At 65.1% G+C, this 19,834-nt stretch carries 20 protein-coding genes, 1 tRNA gene and 1 riboswitch; of the genes, 7 read left to right on the top strand and 14 right to left on the bottom strand.

The window, feature by feature from the left end:
• The first annotated feature begins 9 nt into the window (after positions 1 to 9).
• On the top strand, positions 10 to 978 hold the full coding sequence (gene accD / locus ACN0X7_RS09255) for an acetyl-CoA carboxylase, carboxyltransferase subunit beta (protein ID WP_417516420.1): 969 nt from the start codon (positions 10 to 12) through the stop codon (positions 976 to 978).
• Positions 975 to 2,234: a bifunctional folylpolyglutamate synthase/dihydrofolate synthase gene (locus ACN0X7_RS09250; protein ID WP_417516418.1), complete on the top strand. Its 1,260-nt coding sequence runs from the start codon at positions 975 to 977 to the stop codon at positions 2,232 to 2,234. The genes accD and ACN0X7_RS09250 overlap by 4 nt, the downstream gene beginning before the upstream one ends.
• On the opposite strand, the gene ACN0X7_RS09245 is transcribed toward ACN0X7_RS09250, so the two are convergent.
• From ACN0X7_RS09245 to ACN0X7_RS09230, 4 genes are all read right to left on the bottom strand, one after another.
• Positions 2,227 to 2,520 carry an ETC complex I subunit gene (locus ACN0X7_RS09245; RefSeq protein WP_417516416.1) on the bottom strand — a complete coding sequence of 98 codons (294 nt, stop codon included), beginning with the start codon at positions 2,518 to 2,520 and terminating at the stop codon, positions 2,227 to 2,229. The two genes, ACN0X7_RS09250 and ACN0X7_RS09245, sit on opposite strands and share 8 nt — an antisense overlap.
• 29 nt (positions 2,521 to 2,549) lie before the next feature.
• Positions 2,550 to 2,626: transfer RNA gene (locus tag ACN0X7_RS09240), tRNA-Pro, on the bottom strand.
• 53 nt (positions 2,627 to 2,679) lie between these two features.
• Positions 2,680 to 3,123, bottom strand: a complete 444-nt coding sequence (locus tag ACN0X7_RS09235) for a DUF192 domain-containing protein (protein ID WP_417516414.1) — start codon at positions 3,121 to 3,123, stop codon at positions 2,680 to 2,682.
• A complete protein-coding gene (locus ACN0X7_RS09230) occupies positions 3,104 to 4,228 on the bottom strand; it encodes an acetoin utilization protein AcuC (RefSeq protein WP_417516412.1) in 1,125 nt (374 codons plus the stop codon). The genes ACN0X7_RS09235 and ACN0X7_RS09230 overlap by 20 nt, the downstream gene beginning before the upstream one ends.
• A 55-nt stretch (positions 4,229 to 4,283) precedes the next feature.
• Positions 4,284 to 4,411: riboswitch (TPP riboswitch) on the top strand.
• On the opposite strand from ACN0X7_RS09230, the gene ACN0X7_RS09225 reads away from it, so the two are divergent.
• The 3 genes from ACN0X7_RS09225 to ACN0X7_RS09215 all read left to right on the top strand — a co-directional run bounded on the left by ACN0X7_RS09225 (position 4,407) and on the right by ACN0X7_RS09215 (position 6,861).
• Complete coding sequence (locus ACN0X7_RS09225) at positions 4,407 to 5,159, top strand: ABC transporter ATP-binding protein (protein WP_417516410.1); 753 nt, start codon at positions 4,407 to 4,409, stop codon at positions 5,157 to 5,159. Its footprint overlaps the riboswitch before it by 5 nt.
• Positions 5,156 to 5,929: an ABC transporter permease gene (locus tag ACN0X7_RS09220; RefSeq protein WP_417516408.1), complete on the top strand. Its 774-nt coding sequence runs from the start codon at positions 5,156 to 5,158 to the stop codon at positions 5,927 to 5,929. The genes ACN0X7_RS09225 and ACN0X7_RS09220 overlap by 4 nt, the downstream gene beginning before the upstream one ends.
• On the top strand, positions 5,926 to 6,861 hold the full coding sequence (locus ACN0X7_RS09215) for an ABC transporter substrate-binding protein (RefSeq protein ID WP_417516406.1): 936 nt from the start codon (positions 5,926 to 5,928) through the stop codon (positions 6,859 to 6,861). Before ACN0X7_RS09220 ends, ACN0X7_RS09215 begins: the two co-directional genes overlap by 4 nt.
• On the opposite strand, the gene ACN0X7_RS09210 is transcribed toward ACN0X7_RS09215, so the two are convergent.
• Positions 6,858 to 7,592, bottom strand: a complete 735-nt coding sequence (locus ACN0X7_RS09210) for a hypothetical protein (RefSeq protein WP_417516404.1) — start codon at positions 7,590 to 7,592, stop codon at positions 6,858 to 6,860. The two genes, ACN0X7_RS09215 and ACN0X7_RS09210, sit on opposite strands and share 4 nt — an antisense overlap.
• A gap of 110 nt (positions 7,593 to 7,702) precedes the next feature.
• Between ACN0X7_RS09210 and ACN0X7_RS09205 the strand changes: the two genes are divergently transcribed.
• Together ACN0X7_RS09205 and ACN0X7_RS09200 are read left to right on the top strand one after the other, a co-directional pair.
• The gene (locus tag ACN0X7_RS09205; protein ID WP_417516402.1) at positions 7,703 to 8,542 is read left to right on the top strand and encodes a DUF547 domain-containing protein; all 840 of its coding nucleotides are present in this window, start codon (positions 7,703 to 7,705) and stop codon (positions 8,540 to 8,542) included.
• A 73-nt stretch (positions 8,543 to 8,615) separates the two neighbouring features.
• Complete coding sequence (locus tag ACN0X7_RS09200) at positions 8,616 to 9,053, top strand: PaaI family thioesterase (RefSeq protein ID WP_417516400.1); 438 nt, start codon at positions 8,616 to 8,618, stop codon at positions 9,051 to 9,053.
• Here ACN0X7_RS09200 and lpxK read toward each other — a convergent pair.
• The 9 genes from lpxK to ACN0X7_RS09155 all read right to left on the bottom strand — a co-directional run bounded on the left by lpxK (position 9,007) and on the right by ACN0X7_RS09155 (position 19,783).
• Positions 9,007 to 10,029, bottom strand: coding sequence for a tetraacyldisaccharide 4'-kinase (lpxK, locus tag ACN0X7_RS09195; RefSeq protein WP_417516398.1), 1,023 nt, complete (start codon positions 10,027 to 10,029; stop codon positions 9,007 to 9,009). The genes ACN0X7_RS09200 and lpxK overlap by 47 nt on opposite strands.
• A 10-nt stretch (positions 10,030 to 10,039) precedes the next feature.
• Positions 10,040 to 11,305, bottom strand: coding sequence for a 3-deoxy-D-manno-octulosonic acid transferase (locus ACN0X7_RS09190; RefSeq protein ID WP_417516396.1), 1,266 nt, complete (start codon positions 11,303 to 11,305; stop codon positions 10,040 to 10,042).
• Positions 11,302 to 13,104, bottom strand: a complete 1,803-nt coding sequence (locus tag ACN0X7_RS09185) for an ABC transporter ATP-binding protein (protein WP_417516394.1) — start codon at positions 13,102 to 13,104, stop codon at positions 11,302 to 11,304. The genes ACN0X7_RS09190 and ACN0X7_RS09185 overlap by 4 nt, the downstream gene beginning before the upstream one ends.
• An 89-nt stretch (positions 13,105 to 13,193) precedes the next feature.
• Positions 13,194 to 14,432: a hypothetical protein gene (locus tag ACN0X7_RS09180; RefSeq protein WP_417516392.1), complete on the bottom strand. Its 1,239-nt coding sequence runs from the start codon at positions 14,430 to 14,432 to the stop codon at positions 13,194 to 13,196.
• Positions 14,408 to 16,729: an adenosylcobalamin-dependent ribonucleoside-diphosphate reductase gene (locus ACN0X7_RS09175; RefSeq protein WP_417516390.1), complete on the bottom strand. Its 2,322-nt coding sequence runs from the start codon at positions 16,727 to 16,729 to the stop codon at positions 14,408 to 14,410. Before ACN0X7_RS09175 ends, ACN0X7_RS09180 begins: the two co-directional genes overlap by 25 nt.
• 165 nt (positions 16,730 to 16,894) lie before the next feature.
• On the bottom strand, positions 16,895 to 17,611 hold the full coding sequence (locus tag ACN0X7_RS09170; protein WP_417516388.1) for a lysophospholipid acyltransferase family protein: 717 nt from the start codon (positions 17,609 to 17,611) through the stop codon (positions 16,895 to 16,897).
• Positions 17,611 to 18,210 carry a YdcF family protein gene (locus tag ACN0X7_RS09165; protein WP_417516386.1) on the bottom strand — a complete coding sequence of 200 codons (600 nt, stop codon included), beginning with the start codon at positions 18,208 to 18,210 and terminating at the stop codon, positions 17,611 to 17,613. The genes ACN0X7_RS09170 and ACN0X7_RS09165 overlap by 1 nt, the downstream gene beginning before the upstream one ends.
• Positions 18,207 to 19,079: a cell division protein FtsX gene (locus ACN0X7_RS09160; RefSeq protein WP_417516384.1), complete on the bottom strand. Its 873-nt coding sequence runs from the start codon at positions 19,077 to 19,079 to the stop codon at positions 18,207 to 18,209. Before ACN0X7_RS09160 ends, ACN0X7_RS09165 begins: the two co-directional genes overlap by 4 nt.
• Positions 19,076 to 19,783 (bottom strand): cell division ATP-binding protein FtsE, encoded by a 708-nt coding sequence (locus ACN0X7_RS09155; protein WP_417516382.1) that lies wholly within the window; start codon positions 19,781 to 19,783, stop codon positions 19,076 to 19,078. Before ACN0X7_RS09155 ends, ACN0X7_RS09160 begins: the two co-directional genes overlap by 4 nt.
• Positions 19,784 to 19,834: the final 51 nt, after the last annotated feature.

The raw sequence follows: 19,834 nt of genomic DNA, 5'->3' as shown, positions 1-19,834 counted from the left end.
GAGGCGGGCATGAACTGGCTCACAAACACGGTGCTGCCGAAGATCGGTCTGGGCCGGAAGAAGGACAGCCCGGACAATCTCTGGGAAAAATGCCGGTCCTGCGGACAGATGGTGTTCCACCGCGATCTGGAGCAGTCCCACCGGGTCTGCCCGCACTGCGATCATCACATGCGTCTCACGGCCAGTGCGCGCCTGGCGCTTCTGTTCGATGATGGCGAGTTTGTCCGCATCAAGACGCCGGAACCGCCGCTCGATCCACTGAAGTTCAGGGATGCGAAGCGCTATACCGATCAGCTCAAGGAAGCGCGTCACAGCACCGGCAAGCAGTTCGCGGTCGAGGTCGGATTCGGCCAGATCGGCGGCCTGGATACGGTCGTGGCGTCGCAGAATTTCTTCTTCATGGGCGGCTCGGTTTCGGCCGGCGAGGGTGAGGCCATCGTCGCCGCTGCCGAGAAGGCGGTGAAGAAGGACGCGGCGCTGGTTCTGTGTGCCGCTTCCGGCGGCATGCGCATGCAGGAGGGGATCCTGTCGCTGATGCAGATGCCGCGCACGACCGTGGCCCTGCAGCGGCTGAAGGACGCGGGACTGCCCTATATTTGCGTGCTGACCGATCCGACGACGGGCGGCACGACGGCCTCCTTCGCCATGATCGGGGATGTGACGATTGCCGAGCCGGGCGCGCTGATCGGCTTCGCCGGCCCGCGGGTCATCGAGCAGACCATTCGCGAACAGTTGCCCGACGGCTTCCAGCGCGCCGAGTATCTTCTGGAACACGGCATGGTGGACATGGTGGTCCACCGCCATGAACTGGCCGAGACCGTCGCCCGGATCATCTCGCTCTTGCGTGACGAAATCGTCGAGCCGCCGAAGTCGCTGCCGCGCCCGGACGAGGATGTGCCGGTGATACCGGAACCCGAAGCCATGCCGGAGCCGGGTGCTGCCCAAGGGGAGCCTGTCGAGACCGCGCCGGAGAAGTGAACGCGTCCCGTTGCGAAGCGCTGCTTGCGGATATCGACAGCAGGGCCGCGCGCAAGATCGAGCTTGATCTGGAGCGCCTGCCCGCGTTGCTCGAACGGCTGGACCGGCCGCACCATCATCTGCCGCCGGTCATTCACATAGCCGGGACCAATGGCAAGGGCTCGACCCTCGCCTTTCTGAAGGCGATGCTTTCGCACGCCGGGAGGCGTGTGCAGGCATTCACATCGCCCTACCTTCAGCGCGTGACCGAGGAGGTGACGCTCTCCGGCGGCGAGATCGAGGACGCTCATCTTGGCCGTCTGCTGGAACGGGTCGATGACGCCAGCGACGGAATTCATCCGACATCGTTCGAAGCCCTGACGGCGGCCGCATTTCTCGCCTTTCGTGAAGATGACGCGGACGTGCTTCTGCTGGAAACGGCAATGGGCGGGCGTCTGGATGTCACCAACGTCGTCCCCTCACCGGCGCTGACGATCATCACGCCGATCGCGATGGATCACATGGCCTTTCTCGGTGACACGATCACCGCGATCGCGACCGAGAAGGCCGGCATACTGAAACCCGGCACGCCATGTGTCGCCAACCCGCAGCATCCGGACGCCGTGCAGGTGATCCGTGACAGGGCCGCGTCGCTCGGAAACGTGCTCAGGCTGGCCGGTGAGGACTTCGTCGTCGATCCGGACAATGGCCGGTTTGCCGGAAACGAGACCTTCAACCTGCCCGCACTGTCTCTCCCGGGGCCGCATCAGTGGGACAACGCCGCCCTGGCCGTCGCCGCCATGGAAGTCTTCGCACCTGATCTGCTGCCCGATGCCGTGGCGGGCCTGTCCAGGACCGAGTGGCCCGCGCGCATGCAGCGCCTGACCGATAAAGACAGGGAGATCTGGGTCGATGGCGGGCACAACCCGCACGCTGCCGGGGCCATGGCCGCCGCGATATCGGCCATGCCGCCGAAGCGGCTGGCGATGATCGTCGCCATGCTGGACAACCGGCCGCTGGATGAATTCCTCGAACCGTTCAGGTCGCTCGATCCACTGGTGATCGGCGTACCGCTGCCGTCACGGCCTGTCTACGCGGTGGGCAACCCGATGACGCCGCAATCCATCGCGGCCGTTGCAGGGAAAGCGGGTTTCCGGTCTTCCACTGCGGAATCCGTGCAGCAGGCTCTGGATCATCTGTCCGGTCCAACCGCAGACGCGCGGGTGCTGGTCACCGGTTCGCTGTATCTGGCCGGGGCCGTTCTTCCGGTCAGATGACGCGGTTGTAGGCGAAATTGTCCGAGTAGGCGCGCAGCTTCAGCGGGCGCTCGCGCGGCTCGAAAACCTTCGCGTCGATGCCATGCTTCTCAGCATAGGCGAGCGCTTCTTCCTTGGTATCGAAATTCAGGCGCACCTGGCTTTGCGTATCGGCCAGCGAGGTCCAGCCCATCAGCGGATCAGGATGCCGGGCCGTATCGGCGCGGAATTCCAGACGCCATTTCCGTGTGGCGGCCTTGCCCGACTGCATGGCCGTCTTGGCCGGTCTGAAGATGCGTGCGCTCATTTCGCCTGCCTCCGAAAAACATGTGCGGATGGTCGGGGCGATTGGATTCGAACCAACGACCCCCGGTTCCCAAAACCGGTGCGCTACCAGACTGCGCTACGCCCCGTATCCTGCCACTTTCAGATAAACGACCGTTCAGCGCACCGCAAGCGGCGAAGCTCAGCCGTCGGCCCCGAACATATCATGTCGCACGCGATCTCCGGTCCGGATTCCCAGCATCTTCGACAGGCCGCCGTTGATCTCCAGCACGGCGCGGATCGGGACACCGGATCTGATCGCGGTCCGGTCGTGGGGGATCGCCTGATGATGGATGTGCACGATCACGCCGGCCTGATCGATGAAAAGCATGTCCAGCGGGATCAGCGTGTTCTTCATCCAGAAACTGACCTGCCGCGTTTCGCCGAAGTCGAACAGCATGCCCTCGTCCTGCGGCATGCTCTCGCGGTGCATCAGCCCTTGCGCGCGGGTCCGGGGTGTGTCGACCAGTTCGACCCGGAAGGTGCGGTCGCCGCCATCGGTTTCGATCGTCAGCGGACCGAGTTCGCCCGCCGAGAGACCGAAGGGCAGCAGCAGGAACAGCAGGCTAAGCCACGTGCGCAACACCGGCCTCCTCCTGCATCAGGGTTCGAATCTCCGGTCGCACGGGCAAATCCGTCAACTGGTCGGCCAGCGTCGTGAACCAGTGTGCCGGCGGGTTGCGCCCGGCAGACCGCTGCCATGTCAGCGCCCGCAGCACGGACTCGGCGCCTTGCGGCAGACGGCTGGGCCGTGCGAAGCCCGCGATGACGCCCCAGATGCCGGTCCAGCAGCGCGCGACCGACCATGGATTGTAGCCGCCGCCGCCCAGAACGATCATCTTCGGCGCGATCCGGTCGATCTGGCGGATGGTACGCCACAGGGCCCGGTTGGAAAGGCTGAGCCTGCTCAGCGGGTCGTCGTCCAGCGCGTCCGCGCCAGCCTGCACGATCAGCACTTCCGGATCGAACTGGTGGACACGTGGCAACACCAGATGGTCGATCAGCAACCGGAACTCGGCGTCGTTGGTGCCGCGCGGCATGGCGATGTTGACGACGCTCCGGCTCTGCCGCTGTACCACCGTCGCATCATGCGGCCAGCGCCCGTGTTCGTGTGTCGAAATCGTCAGCACGTCCTCGTCGCCGAACGTCGCGGCTTCGACCCCGTCGCAGTGATGCGCGTCCAGATCGACGTAGGCAATCCGCCGCACACCGCGATCCTGCAGGCGCCGTATGCACAGCACGGGATCGTTGAAGTAGCAGAAACCGCTGGCCCGGTCGGGTTGCCCGTGATGGGTGCCGCCCGCCGGTGTGTAGATGCGGTCGGCCCGATCGTCCGCGATCATGTCGGCCGCCAGCAGCGAGGCCCCCGCAGCCGTTGCCGGACGGCGGAAGATCTCGCCGAAGACGGGATTCTCCATGCGTCCGATGTTGTAACGGTCGCGCAGTTCGGGATCGGTCTTCTGCTGCCGCTCGGCACGCTGCACGGCAGCCACATAGTCGGGGTCGTGGAACCGGCAGAGTTCCTCGACGCTGGCGACGGGGCTGTCCAGGTAAACTTCGTCGGGCAGCCAGTGCAGCGCCCGCGCCAGGTCGATCACGGTCGAGACGCGCGGTATCGCCAGCGGATGCCGGTTCGCGTAACGCGAGTTGCGATAGATCTCGCTGCCGATGAAATAGGTGCGCGGTCGCATGCGTATCCTGTGTCCCGGGCGTGGCTTGCGGATGGCGATCCGCTCATCCTATAGTGGCGACATCCGGGGGAGCCGCAAGAGCGCGGCTGAGAGGTTCCAGTAAATTCATCGGAACGACCCCTTGAACCTGATCCGGACAGGCACTCTGCCAAGGCCGGCGTAGGGAAGGTCGTCCGTCATGGCCCAGTGGGCACCAGGCCCCGGTTCCGTACCGGGTCTGAAACTCAGCAACATCTCCGTCAGTTTCGGCGGTCGCGATATCATTCGCGGCCTGGATCTGGCGCTTGCGCCGGGATCGCTGACCGCCATCCTCGGGTCGAGCGGGGTCGGCAAGTCGACCCTGCTGCGACGCGTGGCCGGTCTGCTCGACGGGGCGGGCGAGGTCCGAGCCGATGACGGTGGCAGCCTGACCGACCGGGTTTCATTCATGGGACAGTCCGACCTGCTGCTGCCCTGGCTGAGGGTCGCCGCGAACGTCGGGCTGGGCAGCCGGCTGCGCGGCGAGCGGCGGGACCCCGAACGTGTCGAGAGCATCCTGCGTGCTGTCGGCATGGCGGATGCGGCGTCGAAGAGACCCGCCGAACTGTCCGGAGGCATGAAACAGCGCGCGGCGCTGGCGCGTACCCTGATGGAAGACCGGCCCATCGTCTTGATGGACGAACCGTTCTCCGCCGTCGATGCCCTGACGCGCCTGCGGCTGCAGGACCTGTCGGCGGAACTGCTGGCGGGCCGGACGGTCATGCTGGTCACCCACGATCCGTGGGAGGCCATCCGCATCGCCGACCGTATCGTGGTCCTGTCCGGTGAACCGGCGCGGGTCGTGCTGGACCGCACACCCTCGTCCGGCAGGCCCCGGTCGCCTGAAACGGTCGAGGCGCAGACACTCTGGCGGGACATGATGCATGCGCTCGGGCTGGACCGCGCGGCATGAAGCCCTTTCTGAACGGCATGGTCACTTTCGGCGTCCTGGTGGCGCTGTGGGCGGCGTATGTCGAACTGTCGGGCATCGAATCCTTTCTGCTGCCGGGGCCGGTGCAGGTGATCGCCACCCTGATCGCGCGGTTCGACCTGATCATGGGGCATCTGGGTCACACCGCGCTGGAAATCCTGCTGGGCCTTCTGATCGGTACGCTGGTTGGCTGTGCATCGGCACTGGCCGTGCACAGTTTTCCCTGGGCGCGGCGTTACGGCCTGCCGGTGCTGGTGGCCTCGCAGGCGCTGCCGGTCTTTGCGCTTGCACCGGTTCTGGTGCTCTGGCTGGGCTACGGGATCTGGTCGAAGGTCACCATGGCCACCCTGATCATCTTCTTTCCGGTGACAACGGCCTTTCTGGACGGGTTGCGCCGCACGGATCCGGGCTGGATCGAACTGGGGCGCACCATGACCAACAGCCGCCTGGCCCTGATCTGGCACATCCGCATTCCGGCGGCCCTGCCGGGGTTGGCTTCCGGCCTGCGCGTGGCCACGGGCGTCGCGCCCATCGGTGCGATCGTGGGCGAATGGGTCGGCTCCAGCGCGGGGCTCGGCTACCTGATGCTGCATGCGAACGGCCGCATGCAGATCGACCTGATGTTCGCGGCCCTGTTCGTGCTCGCGCTCTTCGCCGTCGGTCTCTGGCTGATCGTCGATCGTCTGCTGCGTCTGGCGCTGCCCTGGCAGCCCGACAGCTTCTCGTTCTCGCAAGAAGGAAAACACTCATGAAACGCACGTTCATGGCAGTTCTCGCTGCCCTCAGCCTGTTTGCGGCCCCCGCGTCTGCGGAAAAGCTCGTCGTGTTGCTCGACTGGTTTGTGAACCCGGACCATGGACCGCTCTACGTCGCCGAGGCGCGCGGGGAATTCGCGAAGCGCGGGCTGGAGGTCGAGTTCATCGCGCCCGCGGACCCCAACGATCCGCCCAAACTGGTGGCGGCCAGGCAAGCGGACCTGGCGATCTCCTATCAGCCGCAGCTGCATCTGCAGGTTTCCGAGGGGCTGCCGCTCCGCCGCATCGCCACGCTGGTGGCGACGCCGCTGAATTCGCTGGTCGTTCTGGAGGACAGCCCGATCAGGTCGATTGCCGATCTGAAGGGCCGAAAGGTCGGGTTCTCGGTAGGCGGTTTCGAGGATGCGATGCTGAAGGCCATGCTGGCGCGGCATGGGCTGACGCTCGACGATATCGAACTGATCAACGTGAACTTCTCGCTGTCGCCGTCGCTGATATCCGGTCAGGTCGACGCCGTGATCGGTGCGTTCCGGAACTTCGAACTGAACCAGATGGACATCGTCGGCCGTCCGGGACGGGCCTTCTTCGTGGAGTCGGAGGGTGTTCCGGCCTACGACGAACTGATCGTGGTGGCGCACAAGGATACGGTGGCGAACCCGCGCTACCGGGCCTTCGTCGCAGCCATCGAGGCCGCCGTGCAGTACATGGTGAACGAGCCTGAGAAATCTTGGGAACTGTTCCTGGCGCAGAATCCCGACCTGGATGACGAACTGAACCGCCGGGCGTGGCGCGATACGCTGCCGCGCTTTGCACTGCGTCCCGGCGCGCTGGATCGTGCCCGCTATGACGGCTTCGCGCAGTTTCTGAAGCAGCAGGGCATGATCGACGATCCGCAACCTGCCGAGGCTTATGCCGTGGAACTCCGCTAACCCAGCTGCGCGGCGGACCGGATCTGGCCCTCGGCGATGTCGAGGGCCGCGTCGGTTTCCCCGTAAACCCGGGCGATCGGCTTTTTCGGCCCTGTCTTGAAGCCGGCCGGTGCGAGGCGGCCGACGGCTCCCCGGCGTCCCAGCGCATCCAGCGCCGCCCGCAACGGCGCGCCGGACCAGCCCTGAATGGTGCCGCGCCTGTCAGCCATCACATCCCGCCGCTGCGGAGCGAGGGCGGCGATGGTCGACGGGTCGTCGAGTGCCTGCTGTCCGAAGATCAGCGCGAACCGCTCGGCTGCGGTGCCGGACGAAAGCGCGCCTTCCATGGCGTGAAAGGCGGTTGTCCGGTCGAACTCACGCAGCCCGGTCAGGATATAGGCGCCTGTCTCGACCACGGCGCGTTCCAGCGCGCCGCCTCGGGCCTTGCCCGTCAGCACGCCGACAACCTCATGAAACCGGGCCTTGCCCAGCGTCCGACCAATCGGAATGGGCCGGGTGAACGGCGGTTCACCGATCCAGAAGACGCGTTCTGCGGGCAGCCGGTCCGCCACGCGCGCGCCAGTGCCGCGGATCATCATCAGTCCGCCGTCGGGGCGTCTGTCGCTGTCGAACGCCAGGAAATCGTCGATGGCGGCAGCCACATCGAGTCCAGTCGCCGCCAGCGCCGGTGCAAGCGCAAGGACGAGCGGGGAGGGGGGCTGTTCCGTCGATAGCAAACCAATCTGCGCCATGGTCTCATCATGCCTTCATGCGCGTTGATTCGTCGATTTGTTCACGCCCGTTCAACTGAAGTTCATCGGTCGGAAAGCCCCTTGCGCCGGTCGTTGCGCCGGGACATGTGATGGCCATGAAACATCTGCGTCTGATCGTTCTTGTCTTCGCCCTGTTCTGGCCGGCCCTGACCTCTGCCGCACCCCGTGCGGACCTCTGGGAACGCTGGATACCGCTGGAATCCGACCCGTCCGCCTCTGTCGATCACAGCGCCTGGAACGGTTTTCTGGCCCGGTTCGTCATACAGGGCGGCGATGGCCTCAACCGGTTCGACTACGGTGCCGTCAGGCCGCAGGACCGAGCCGATCTTCAGCGGTATCTGGCGGATTTGAGTGCAATCCGACCGACAGTCCTGAACCGTCCGGAGGCGATGGCGTACTGGATCAATCTGTACAACGCACTGACGGTCGACGTCGTCCTGGATCACTATCCGGTCGACAGCATCCGTGACATCGACATCTCCCCGGGCTTCTTCAGTTCCGGTCCGTGGGGCGCAAAACTGTTCGAGGTCGAGGGTGTGGCACTCTCCCTCGATGACATCGAGCACCGGATCCTGCGCCCGATCTGGCAGACGCCGCTGATCCACTACGCGGTCAACTGTGCGTCCATCGGGTGTCCGAATTTGCGGGCCGAGGCCTTCGAGGCGGCAAGGCTGGCGCAGCAGCTTGACGATGCCGCTCGGACATTCGTGAACCATCCCCGTGCCGTGAGGGTGTCGGGGCGTGTCGCGGAGGTCTCGTCGATCTACGACTGGTTCAGATCCGATTTCGGATCGACGGACCGTGAGGTGATCGATCATCTGATCCGTTTCGCCGAATCTCCGCTGGCGGCACAGCTTCGGCGCGTCGAAAGGATCGGGGGCGATTTCTATGACTGGCGCCTGAACGACACAGCGTCGCCCGGCGGCTGAACCGAAGCTCCGGGATGGTTCCAAATCCGACTGGCATGCCGTAGGTTTCGGCTGCATGGCTGGGGAGGCTGATTTGGACAAGACCGCCGACTATTTCGAACGCAAGCGCAATCCGGGCGAGCGCTACCGCCTGTTCGATGCAGAGGACCCGCATGAACTGAACACCGGCCCGTTCTTCTGGCGCAAGCGCGACGACCGGCTGCGGTTCGCCTTCATGGCCGAAGCCAAACACTGTAATTCCGGCGGAATTGTGCATGGCGGCCTGCTGATGACGTTCGCGGATCTGATGATGTGCGGCACGGCAACGGAAGGGACGACCGATCGCGGCGTCTTTACGGTCTCCTTCAATGCGGAATTCATGGCCAGCGGCAACGAGGGCGAACTGATCAAGGCGCGGGCCGATGTCGTCCGGCGCACCGGGCAACTCGCCTTCATGCGCGGCGAGATCTACACCGATGACCGTATCATTCTGACCTGCTCGGCGGTGCTGCGCCGGATGCGCGCTTCGTGATCCTGTCGAGGATTGGCTCCAGGATACGATCCAGTTGATCGGGCTGGTCGAGCACAAGCTCGATCTCGACGACCGAGACCCGCGCCAGGTCTTCCGGGGCCAGCCGTGCTGCATCCTTGGCGGTCGTGACCGGTATCGCCTGCTCCGCGGCGGCTTCGGTGAATATTCGATCCAGTTCCCTGCGCGTGAAGGTGTGGTGATCCGCGAAATCGCTGAAGCCACGTATGTCGGCGCCGATCTGCTCCAGCGTCTCCCGGAACTTCTCGGGCCTGCCGATGCCGCTGAACCCGATGACGGGCGCGCCGGAAAGTGCCCTGCTTTCCGTTGAGGGCTGGAAACGGCCCCTGAGAACGGGCAGTCCGGACCGGGTGATCCGGTCATCGAGCATGCCATCGCCGATGGCGATCACGGCATTGGCGCGTCCCAGACCTCTGGCGATGCTCTCACGCAGAGGCCCTGCGGGGATGATCGCGCCGTTGCCGAAACCTTCGGCGGCATCGGTGACGATCAGCGACAGGTCTTTCACCAGCGTCTGATTCTGGTGTCCGTCATCCATCAGGATCACGTCGCACATGCCGGCCAGCAATCGCGCGCCCGCCGGGCGGTTTCTTGCGATGACCGTCGGCGCATGCCGTGCGTGCAGCAGGGCTTCGTCGCCGACCTCGGTCGATTTGTGCCTTCCGGGGTCCACCAGCACCGGCTCATTGCCGGACAGGGTGCCCCGATAGCCGCGGCTGAGTACGCCGGGTGTGACCCCGTGCGACCTGAACCAGTCGGCCACCAACATCACGGTCGGCGTCTTGCCGGTCCCGCCCACGGTGATGTTGCCGATGCAGACCACCGGCACCGCAACATCCTCCGGTTTCGAGAGCGACTGTTTCAGGGCCCCGAGCGTCTGCCAGACCATGCCGAACGGCGTGAGCAGCACGCGTGGCAATCCGGCGCCGCCGCGCCGCCAGAACCCCGGGGATTTCATGCGCCAGACCTCATGGCCGGGGCATCAGCGGTTCGAGCCGGGCCAGCACGCGGTCGAGCACGGCCGACTGGCGATTGGCCACGCCGCGCGCGCGGTTGCCCAGCGTCACGCACTCGTCGCGATGGGACAGCAGCCTTCCGATGGCCGCGGACAGCTCATCACCGTTCTCGACCTCGATCACCGCATCGTCGCGGCGCATGTCCGTCATGACGTCGGCGAAGTTCTCGGTATGCGGTCCGGTCAGCACACACCGCCCGAACCGGGCCGGTTCCAGCACGTTCTGACCCCCGTGCGGCACCAGCGACCCGCCGACGAACACGGGTGCCGCAAGGCTGTAGAACAGGCCGAGTTCGCCCATCGTGTCCGCGATGTAGACGCCCGTGTCGTGGCCGGGCAGGTCGCCTTGGGAACGTTGCATGACGGCGATCCCGCGTGCTTCGAGTTTGGCGGACATCTCCTTCGCACGTGCCGGGTGTCTCGGGATCATGATCGTCAGCAAACCGGGAAACCGGTCCTGCAGTGCAAGATGCGTCGAGCCGGTGATTTGATCCTCGCCGGGATGAATGCTCGCAGAGATCCAGCAGGGCCGATCGGCGATCGCTTCGGTCAGCCGCGCCACCGCGTCCGTGTCGACCGGCAGCAGTTCGGCGGCGTATTTCAGGTTGCCTTCCGCGCGGACGTTGTCGGCACCCAGTCCGCGGAACCGCGCGGCGGCCTCCTCGCTCTGTGCCAGGATCAGGGAGAAGGGTTTCAGGATGGCGCGCGCCGCACCCGGAATGAAACGCCACCGGCCAAATGACCGCTCGGACATCCTGCCGTTGATCAGGGCCAGCGGTTTGCCTGTCATCGCCATCGCGTCGATGAGGTTCGGCCAGAGCTCGCTCTCGATCCAGATGGCGAGATCCGGTTTCCAGTGAGCGATGAAGCGCCGCGTGGCCGCGGCCAGGTCAATGGGCACGAACTGATGAACCGCACGTTCCGGCAGGCGTTCGGACAGCAGGGCGGCGCTGGTCACCGTACCCGAGGTGACCAGCAGGTTCAGGTCGGGTCGTCTGGCGACGATGCGGTCGATCAGGCTCAGAACCGACTGGGCCTCGCCGACGCTCGCCACATGGAACCAGACCAGGGGTCCGTCAGGCCGCGCGACCGATGCATGCCCCATGCGTTCCCCGGCGCGTTGCGGGTCTTCCTTGCCGTTGCGCATGCGCCGCTTCAGGACATGGGCGCCGACGGGGGCGAGGCCCCGGCTCAGCAATCGATAGGCGGGCAGGATCATTCCGCGCCGACAGCCGCCAGCGGTGCCGGATCCTCATCCCCGGCGTAAAGGTCGGCGTACCGGCCGCCCCGGGCGAGCAATTCCGTGTGCGTGCCGGATTCCGCCACGCGGCCGCCTTCGATCACATAGATCCGGTCGGCATTCATGACGGTCGACAGCCGGTGCGCCACCGTGATCGTGCTGCGGCCCTGCTGCAGGGTGTTCAGCGCCATCTGGACCTTGCGTTCGGAATCCGTGTCCAGGGCCGATGTGGCTTCGTCCAGCAGCAGAATGGGGGCATCGCGCAGCATCGCTCGCGCGATGGCGATCCGCTGCCGCTGGCCGCCCGACAGCCGGAACCCGGCGGAACCCACGACGGTGTCGTAACCGTCGGGCAGGGCCTGGATGAAACCGTGGGCGTTGGCGCCTCGGGCCGCCTCCTCGATCTCTTCGGTGGTGGCGTCCGGTTTCGAGTAGAGAATATTCGCGCGCACGGATTCGTCGAACAGGGCGGTTTCCTGACTGACCAGCGCCATTCGGGACCGCAGGCTTTCCACGCTGACGGCATCCACCGCCTGGCCGTCGATCAGCACGTTTCCGGAGGTGGTGTCGTAGAAGCGGGCGACCAGATTCAGGATGGTCGATTTGCCGCCGCCCGAACTGCCGACCAGCGCGATGGTCTCGCCGGGGCGGCATTCCAGATCGATTCCCTTCAGCGCCTCGGTGCCGTCGGGATAGGTGAAGTGCACGTTCTCGAACCGGATATGACCGTCCTGCACCGTCAGATCCCTGCCGCCCGAGCGGTCCTCGATCTCCGGCAGGGTGTCCAGCGACCGGAACAGCCTGTCGGCCGCCGCCAGTCCCGACTGCAGGGCTGCGTTCAGCTTGCCGAGCCGGCGCAGGGGCGCGGCGGTCATCAGCAGCGCCGTCAGAAAGGCGAAGAACGCGCCCGGCGTGGTCGCACCCTCGATGACGCGCAGGCCGCCGAACAGGACCGCCAGCGCGATGGCGACGCCGGCGACCAGTTCGATGATGGGGCTGATCAGGGCGCGGTCGCGCAGGTTCTTCAGCAGTGTGCCCTGGCGTTCGTCCAGCGCGGTCTGGGCCCGGTCCGATTCATAGTCTTCCCGGCCATACGCCTTGACCTGCCGCACGCCGGCCAGCGTGTCGGAAAGGAACGAGGCCAGCGTGCCCGATGTCTTCTGGATGTTCTGGGACGACTTGCGCGCCAGCCGTCCGATCTTGGTCATCGGAAAGGCCGCGATGGGCAGAACGATCATCGCGACCGCGGCCATCTGCCAGTCCTTGCTGAACATCACGATGATCAGCGCGGCGGCGGTCAGCGTGTCCTTGCACAGCGCCACGGCAGTGGTGGCAAGGGCCTCGCGCATCAGTTGCGCGTCAGTCAGGAAGCGGCTGATCGATTGCCCGACGGTCTCCTGATAGAAATACCTGAGATCGGAGCGGACCATGCGCCTGTAGAGATGGTTCTGCAGGTCGGTCGTCACTTTTACACCCACAGCGCGCAGGATGTAGTGCTGGCCGTAGGTGGCCACGGCCATGACCGTGAAGATGCCCACGATCATGAACGGGATCGTGTAGAGCTGCTCGGGATCCTTGTTGATGAAGATCTCGTTGATGATCGGTTCCATCATGTAGGCGATGGCCCCTGTCGTGGCCGCGACAATCCCGACAGAGCCGAGCCCCAGCAGGATCATGGGAGTGTAACGCTTCATGTACTGGACCCAGATGCGCTTCACCAGCGACCACGATGAGGTCGGATTGGAATCGTCGGTCCGGGATGGCGTGGTCTGCGACACGTGAACAGGGCTCCATGAGACGGGCGCGGACCTTATCACCGGCAGGCACCGGGGTTAAGTCAGACGTTGCCCGCGATCGGGCGATGCGATCAGTTCGGTTCCGTGGCCGCGAACAGCGAGTTGCCGATTTCGGAACGCAGCACCGGAAGATCAAGCTCAATCGACGTCTTGAGCGCATCCAGGTCCGCGCGGGCACCGGGAAAATCGCCGTCACCGGTGCGCGCCATGGCCCGTTTGAGCGCCTTGGCCCACTCCCTGATCGCCGCCCTGGCCGTGCCCGCGTTCGGATCGAACCGCCCGTAGATGCGCCCGATCTCCATCGCCACCATGTCGGCGACCTGATCAGAGCGGCGCAACTGCTCGTCCAGCAAGGGCTGTTTCAACAGATCGATGAAGCCTTTCAGGCGACCCACCTCGCCATCCAGCGTCTCCGGGTCGAACCGGCGGTCAACCGCGCCGAACCCATCCAGGTAGGTGAGAATGTCGGCAAGGTCGTCCGCGCTGAGCGGTGCCTTCAGTACGGCATCGATGTGCGCCTCAACGGCATCGCGAACCGTGGCGGCACGCCCGTCGTGCAGATAGGGGGCGGTTTCCGACAGGGCGTGCAGCGGCGGTGCCTCGAAATAGCCGCCTGTACCGACATCGAAACGATGACCCTGTACGAAGTCGTTGCCGCCGGCATGGCAATACACACAGTGCGTCCGGTACGCGCGCAGCCCGACCGCGCCGTCCATGGCCCTTCCGTTGGCGGGCAGGGCCAGTTCGCGCATGTAGGCGGTGAGCGCGTCCAGCACCCAGGGCTCGGGCTCCGGTCCGCCGAATTCGTTCATGATCACATTGCGGCTGAAATCCCGCAGGCTGGAGAACCGTCCGTCGCGGCCATAGGGTGCCGTGAAACGGACACCGCGCAGACTGGGGATATCGACCGGATTGTCGATGTGATCGTCCTCGCGGTAGTGAAACGCTGCATGGGTGACATCGACATTGCCCGGACGGCTCGACGCGCCGGGTACGAAGAACTGTGTGTTGGCCGCACCGTTGGGGTGGCAGGCATCGCAGGACAGGCCGCGCCGCGCCGCATCGCGGCCAAGGGTCAGCGGGCTGCGGAAGGCGAGTTCACCGAGGCCGGCGAGATAGCCCATCCGGCCGCCCTGCATCTCGGGAATGATCCAGCGCGCGGGCCGTTCGCTCAAGGTCGTCTGGACCGTAGAACCCGGCGGTAGCCACTGCAGCGGATCTTCCTGGGCCGCGGCATTTCCTGCCATGTGCAGGGCCGCGATCAGACCCGGCAGGATCAGAAGGGTCAGCCGCATTTCGAATGACCGCATGAAAGGCAGGTATCGCAGCCTTCCATCCTGGCCAGACTGGCCTCTCCGCAGCGGGGGCATTGGCGCATCGCGGCACCGGGCCGGCGCTCTTCGCCGACTGTCAGTGCCTGTCGCTTGGCTTCCAGTTCGGGCTGCTTGGGATCGGAAAGGAAGCCGATGTGGATCATGTGACGCTCGATGACCTCGCCGATGGCCGCAAGCATCGACGGCACGTAACGGCCCTTGATCCAGGCACCACCGCGCGGATCGAAAACGGCCTTCAGTTCCTCGACCACGAAGCTGACATCGCCGCCGCGCCGGAACACCGCCGAGATCATCCGGGTCAGCGCCACGGTCCAGGCGAAATGCTCGACATTCTTCGAATTGATGAAGATCTCGAATGGACGCCGCCTGCCGTCCTGGATGATGTCGTTCAGGGTCAGATAGATCGCATGGTCGCTTTCCGGCCAGTTCAGCTTGTAGGTCTGGCCCGGCAGCACGCCGGGACGGTCCAGCGGCTGGGTCATGTAGACGATGCCGCCGGATTCGAAACTGTCCTTCGGCTTCGGCGTCTCGGGTGGCGGCGCGAGGGGCAGTTCCGCCTGTTCGGATGTTTCCGACGTTTCCTTCTTCACCGACAGCACCGAACCGGTGATCTCGTTGGGGCGGTAGGTCGTGCAGCCCTTGCAGCCCGAATCATAGGCCTGCATGTAGATGTCACGGAAGGTCTCGAAGTCGATGTCCTCGGGGCAGTTGATGGTCTTGGAAATCGACGCGTCGATGTATTTCTGCACAACGGCCTGCATCGCGACATGCTCGGTCGGCGAAAGGGTCTGGGCATCGACGAAATAGTCGGGCAGGGGACGGTCGCCATACATCTGCCGCCATAGACGGAACGCGAAATCCGTCACTTCCTCGGTGCGGCGGGTGCCGTCCGGCATCAGCACCGCGCGGTCGTAGGAAAAGCTGAAGACCGGTTCCAGGCCCGACGAGATGTTGTCGGCGAACAGGGAAATCGTGCCTGTCGGGGCGATCGAGGTCACCAGCGCATTGCGAATCCCGTGCGCTGCGATGGCCGCGCGCACGTCATCGTCCAGGCCGCGGATCGTCTCTCCAGCCAGATAGGGCTCTGCCTCGAACAGCGGAAAGGCGCCTTTCTCGCGCGCCAGCTCGACCGACGCCAGATAGGCCTGGCGCTGGATGGCGGCCATCCAGCCTTCGGTCAGCGCAATCGCTTCCTTCGAGCCATAGCGCGCGCGGCACATGATCAGCGCATCCGCCAGTCCGGTGACACCCAGCCCGATACGACGCTTGGCCAGGGCTTCCTTGCGCTGTTCGTCGAGCGGGAAGTTCGAAACGTCGGTGACATTGTCCATCATGCGGACGGCGACCGGCACCAGATCCGACAGGGCTTCCTCGTCCAGGCGGGCATCGTCGGTGAAGGGATCGGTCACCAGCGCGGCCAGATTGATCGATCCCAGCAGGCACGCGCCATAGGGCGGCAGGGGCTGCTCGCCGCAGGGGTTGGTCGCTGAAATCTGCTCGCAGTAATGCAGGTTGTTCCGCTTGTTGATGCGATCGATGAAGATCACCCCCGGTTCGGCATAGGCATAGGTGGCCCGCATGATCCGGTCCCACAGGTCGCGGGCGCGCAGGGTGCGTCCCGTCTGGCCGTCGAACTTCAGCTCCCAGTTGCCGTCCGCCTTCACGGCCTCCATGAAGGGATCGGTCACCAGCACCGACAGGTTGAACATGCGCAGACGTCCGGCGTCCTGCTTGGCGGCGATGAAATCCTCGATGTCGGGATGATCGCAGCGCATGGTGGCCATCATCGCACCGCGCCGGTGACCGGCGGACATGATGGTGCGGCACATCGCGTCCCAGACGTCCATGAAGCTGAGCGGTCCGGACGCATCCGCGCCGACACCCTTCACCAGCGCGCCCTTGGGACGCAGGGTCGAGAAATCGTATCCGATGCCGCCGCCCGCCTGCATGGTCAGCGCGGCTTCCTTCAGATGTTCGAAAATGCCCGCCATGTCATCGGGCACTTCGCCCATGACGAAACAGTTGAACAGCGTGACGCGGCGTGCGGAGCCGGCACCGGCGATAATGCGTCCGGCAGGCAGGAACTTGAATCCGTCCAGGGCATCGTGGAAGCGCTTTTCCCAGAACGCGGGATCCTTCTCGACGCTGGCCAGCGTCCTGGCGACCCGCGTCCAGGTATCGGACAGTTTCTGGTCGACCACCTCTCCGTCCGCACGCTTCAGCCGGTATTTCATGTCCCATATCTGTTGGGAGATCGGCGCGATGGCATTCATCTGGATCGGCTTTCGAGCGAAAATTCAGGATAGGCGAATTTACATCACCGGGGCTCTGATGGCAACGCGATGTTCTTTTTTCGTTTTCGTGAATCGCACACTGTTTCGTCAACAGGCGCGCAGATGCGGACATGGGTTGTTGGGCGCTTTTTCCACAGCTGTGGATCAGTGGCCGGCTTCTTCTTCCAGCCTGCGCGTCGCGGTTTCGATCGCATCTTCAAGACGTGTCATGAACACCTTGCGCGACAGGCCCGGCGGGATGGGCTCCAGATATTCCATCACGATCTCGCCCGGATTCTTGGTGAAGGCATTGCGTCCCCAGAACTTGCCCGAGTTCAGCGCGACGGGCACGACGGGAATGCCGAGGTCACGATAGAGGGCCGCGACACCGGGCAGGTAGGAGGGCTCGGCACCGGGCTTCTTGCGCGTGCCTTCGGGAAAGATCACCAGATGGCGGTTGGCATCGCGCGCGGCCCGCGCGTGCTTCAGCATGTTCTTCAGGGCCGCCCCACCGGCGCTGCGATCAATCGGAATCTGTCTGGTGTGGCGGCAGTACCATCCGTAGACGGGGATCGAGAGCAGTTCCTTCTTCATGACGATTGCCGGATCGTCGACCTCGATGTGCCAGATGATCGTGTCCCACATCGACTGATGCTTGGCGGCGATGATGACCGGTGCCGGCAGCAGGTGCTCGCGGCCGCGTACCGTCCAGGTCAGGCCGACGAAGACGCGCAGCCCGAAATTGAGTCCCTGCGCCCAGATGCGCTGGCCGCGCATGACCACGTGACGCGGCAACAGAAGACCGGGCAGGAAGGCGATGTTCAGCATTGCGGACCACAGCCAGAACCAGATGTTGAACAGCAGCGCGCGCAGGAAGCCCATCACGCTCTCACGTCGCCGATGTCATCGAACAGCCGGGCACGGGTCAGGCTGAAGAGGTACTTGTTGTATTCGAGCGTCAGGCGACGGAGCGTCTTCCAGTCGAGCCACCACCGTGACGGATCATCGCCGCCGGCGCGCGTCGGCAGCGGTTCGATGCGGATGTTCTTCATCTCGCGCCGCATCTCGACCAGGCTGCGCGGCATGTGCGACGCTGCCGTCACGACCACCAGCGACGACAGGTTGTTGCGCTGAACCCAGAGCGCGGTCTGTTTCGCATTGCCGACGGTGTCCTTGGCGTGTCGGTCCAGTTCGATGCAGCAGTCGAACAGCGTGGCGTCCTCGGGGAAGGCGTCGGCAAGTTCCTCGCGCGCCGTACCGTCGCCCACGCCGGTAATCAGCATCTTCGTCTGCGGGCGCTGTTTCAGCAGGTCGATACCGGCGACGATGCGTCCCGCCGAGCCGGTCAGCACCGTGATGCCGTCCGCCGGGGCGGGCGGTGCCGGCGGCGCGGAGACGCGCTCGGCAAAGGCCACGAAGCCGCCGCACCAGAGTGCTGCGCAGACCAGAAGCAACCGCACGATCAATCCCAATCCGCTCACCAGCGCGTCCTCAGCAGGTCCAGTACCGTCAACCGAGCCGTCAGCATCGCCACGATGGCGATCAGCACGGGCAACAGGGCCATTGCCAGCCACCCCGGCAGCGTCGGCGTCAGTCCGGTCAGGAGATCCGAACCGTCGAGGCGCGCCGCGGCAACGCCGATCCCGACGGTCACGAGTCCGGGAATGGTGCCCGCGATTCCGCCCAGCAGACCCTGTTTCAAGCCATGTAGTTGAAAACGCTGGGCGATGAAAGCCTCGTCGGCCCCCATCAGGCGCAGCAGTTCGATCGTCCTGTCGTGCGCCATCAGGGCCGCACGGGTCGCGAACATGGTGATCAGCACGATCACCGCGATGGAGAGCGTCGCCAGACCGCCTGCCACGAAGCCGGAAAGCCGGGCGAGCTGCCGCAACGGTTCCAGCCATCCGCGCGTGCTGTCGAGCACGGCATCGGGATAGCGGCTGATGAGCCGCCCGATATCGCGCTGCGCCGCTGCACCGGTGAGCTGGACGTCGATGATCAACGGAAGCGGCAGGTCGCGCTCTCCGCTGCCTGTCTGACCGGCATCGCCCAGCCAGGGCGAAAGCAGATCCGCGACTTCGGACCTTTCCAGCAGACGGGCCGTCCGTACCGACGGCGAATCGCGCAGTGCCGTGAGCACATCCGCCGCGACCTGATCGGTGCCGTCGTCTGCAGCGGCGATCCTTACGGAAACCCGGTCGCTGCCGATTGCGCCCCACGATCCGGTCAGCGCGGCCAGCGAGAAGGAAACGCCCACCGCGATGGTCACGATCAGGGCCAGCGCCGCCACGATCCAGGGCAGAAAGCGGCTGGACGGGTCGCGATCCAGCGCCAGGGCCGACGCCTTCATGATATCCGCTCCGGCGTGGTGAGCTGTCCGTCCTGGAGGTGAAGCACCGGATGGTTCAGCCGGCCGGTCAGGCTCGAATCATGGGTCGCGATGACCACGGTCGTCCCCAACTCGTTCAGTTTGACGAACAGCGAAATCAGACGCTCGCCCATTTCGCGATCGACGTTGCCCGTCGGTTCGTCGGCCAGCAGCAGCCTGGGGCCGCCGATCACCGCGCGCGCGATGGCCACCCGCTGCTTCTCGCCGCCGGAAAGGGTCGGCGGGCGTGCGTCGGCCTGTGCGGTCAGACCCACCCATGAGAGCATCTCGCGCACGAACCTTGAGATTTCATCGTCGGGCAGGGTGCCCGCCAGCCGCAGGGGCATGGCGACGTTCTCGGCGGCGGAGAGATGATCCAGCAGCCGGAAATCCTGAAACACGACGCCGACCCGGCGGCGCAGCGCGGGCAGTTCCCTGCGCGGCACCTCGTTGATATCGCGATCGAACATGCTCATGAGACCGCGGCTGGGCCGCCGGGAGAGCTGCAGCAGGCTGAGAAGCGAGGACTTGCCGGCACCCGAGCGTCCGGTCAGGAAGTGAAACGAACCGGCAGGCAGGTCCAGATCCAGATCCCGCAGCACTTCGGGGCCATTGCCATACCGCAATCCGACATTGCGCAGGCTGACCAGCGTGGGTTTTCCAGTCCTGTGCGAAGATTGCGTCAAGGCCCGTGTCCGTCTTGAATGGCTGTCGATAAACTGCGTATATGCCTTACA

This window comes from Minwuia sp. (assembly GCF_048263705.1).
Classification (GTDB): domain Bacteria; phylum Pseudomonadota; class Alphaproteobacteria; order Minwuiales; family Minwuiaceae; genus Minwuia.
This window is presented reverse-complemented; position numbering and strand designations above follow the sequence as displayed.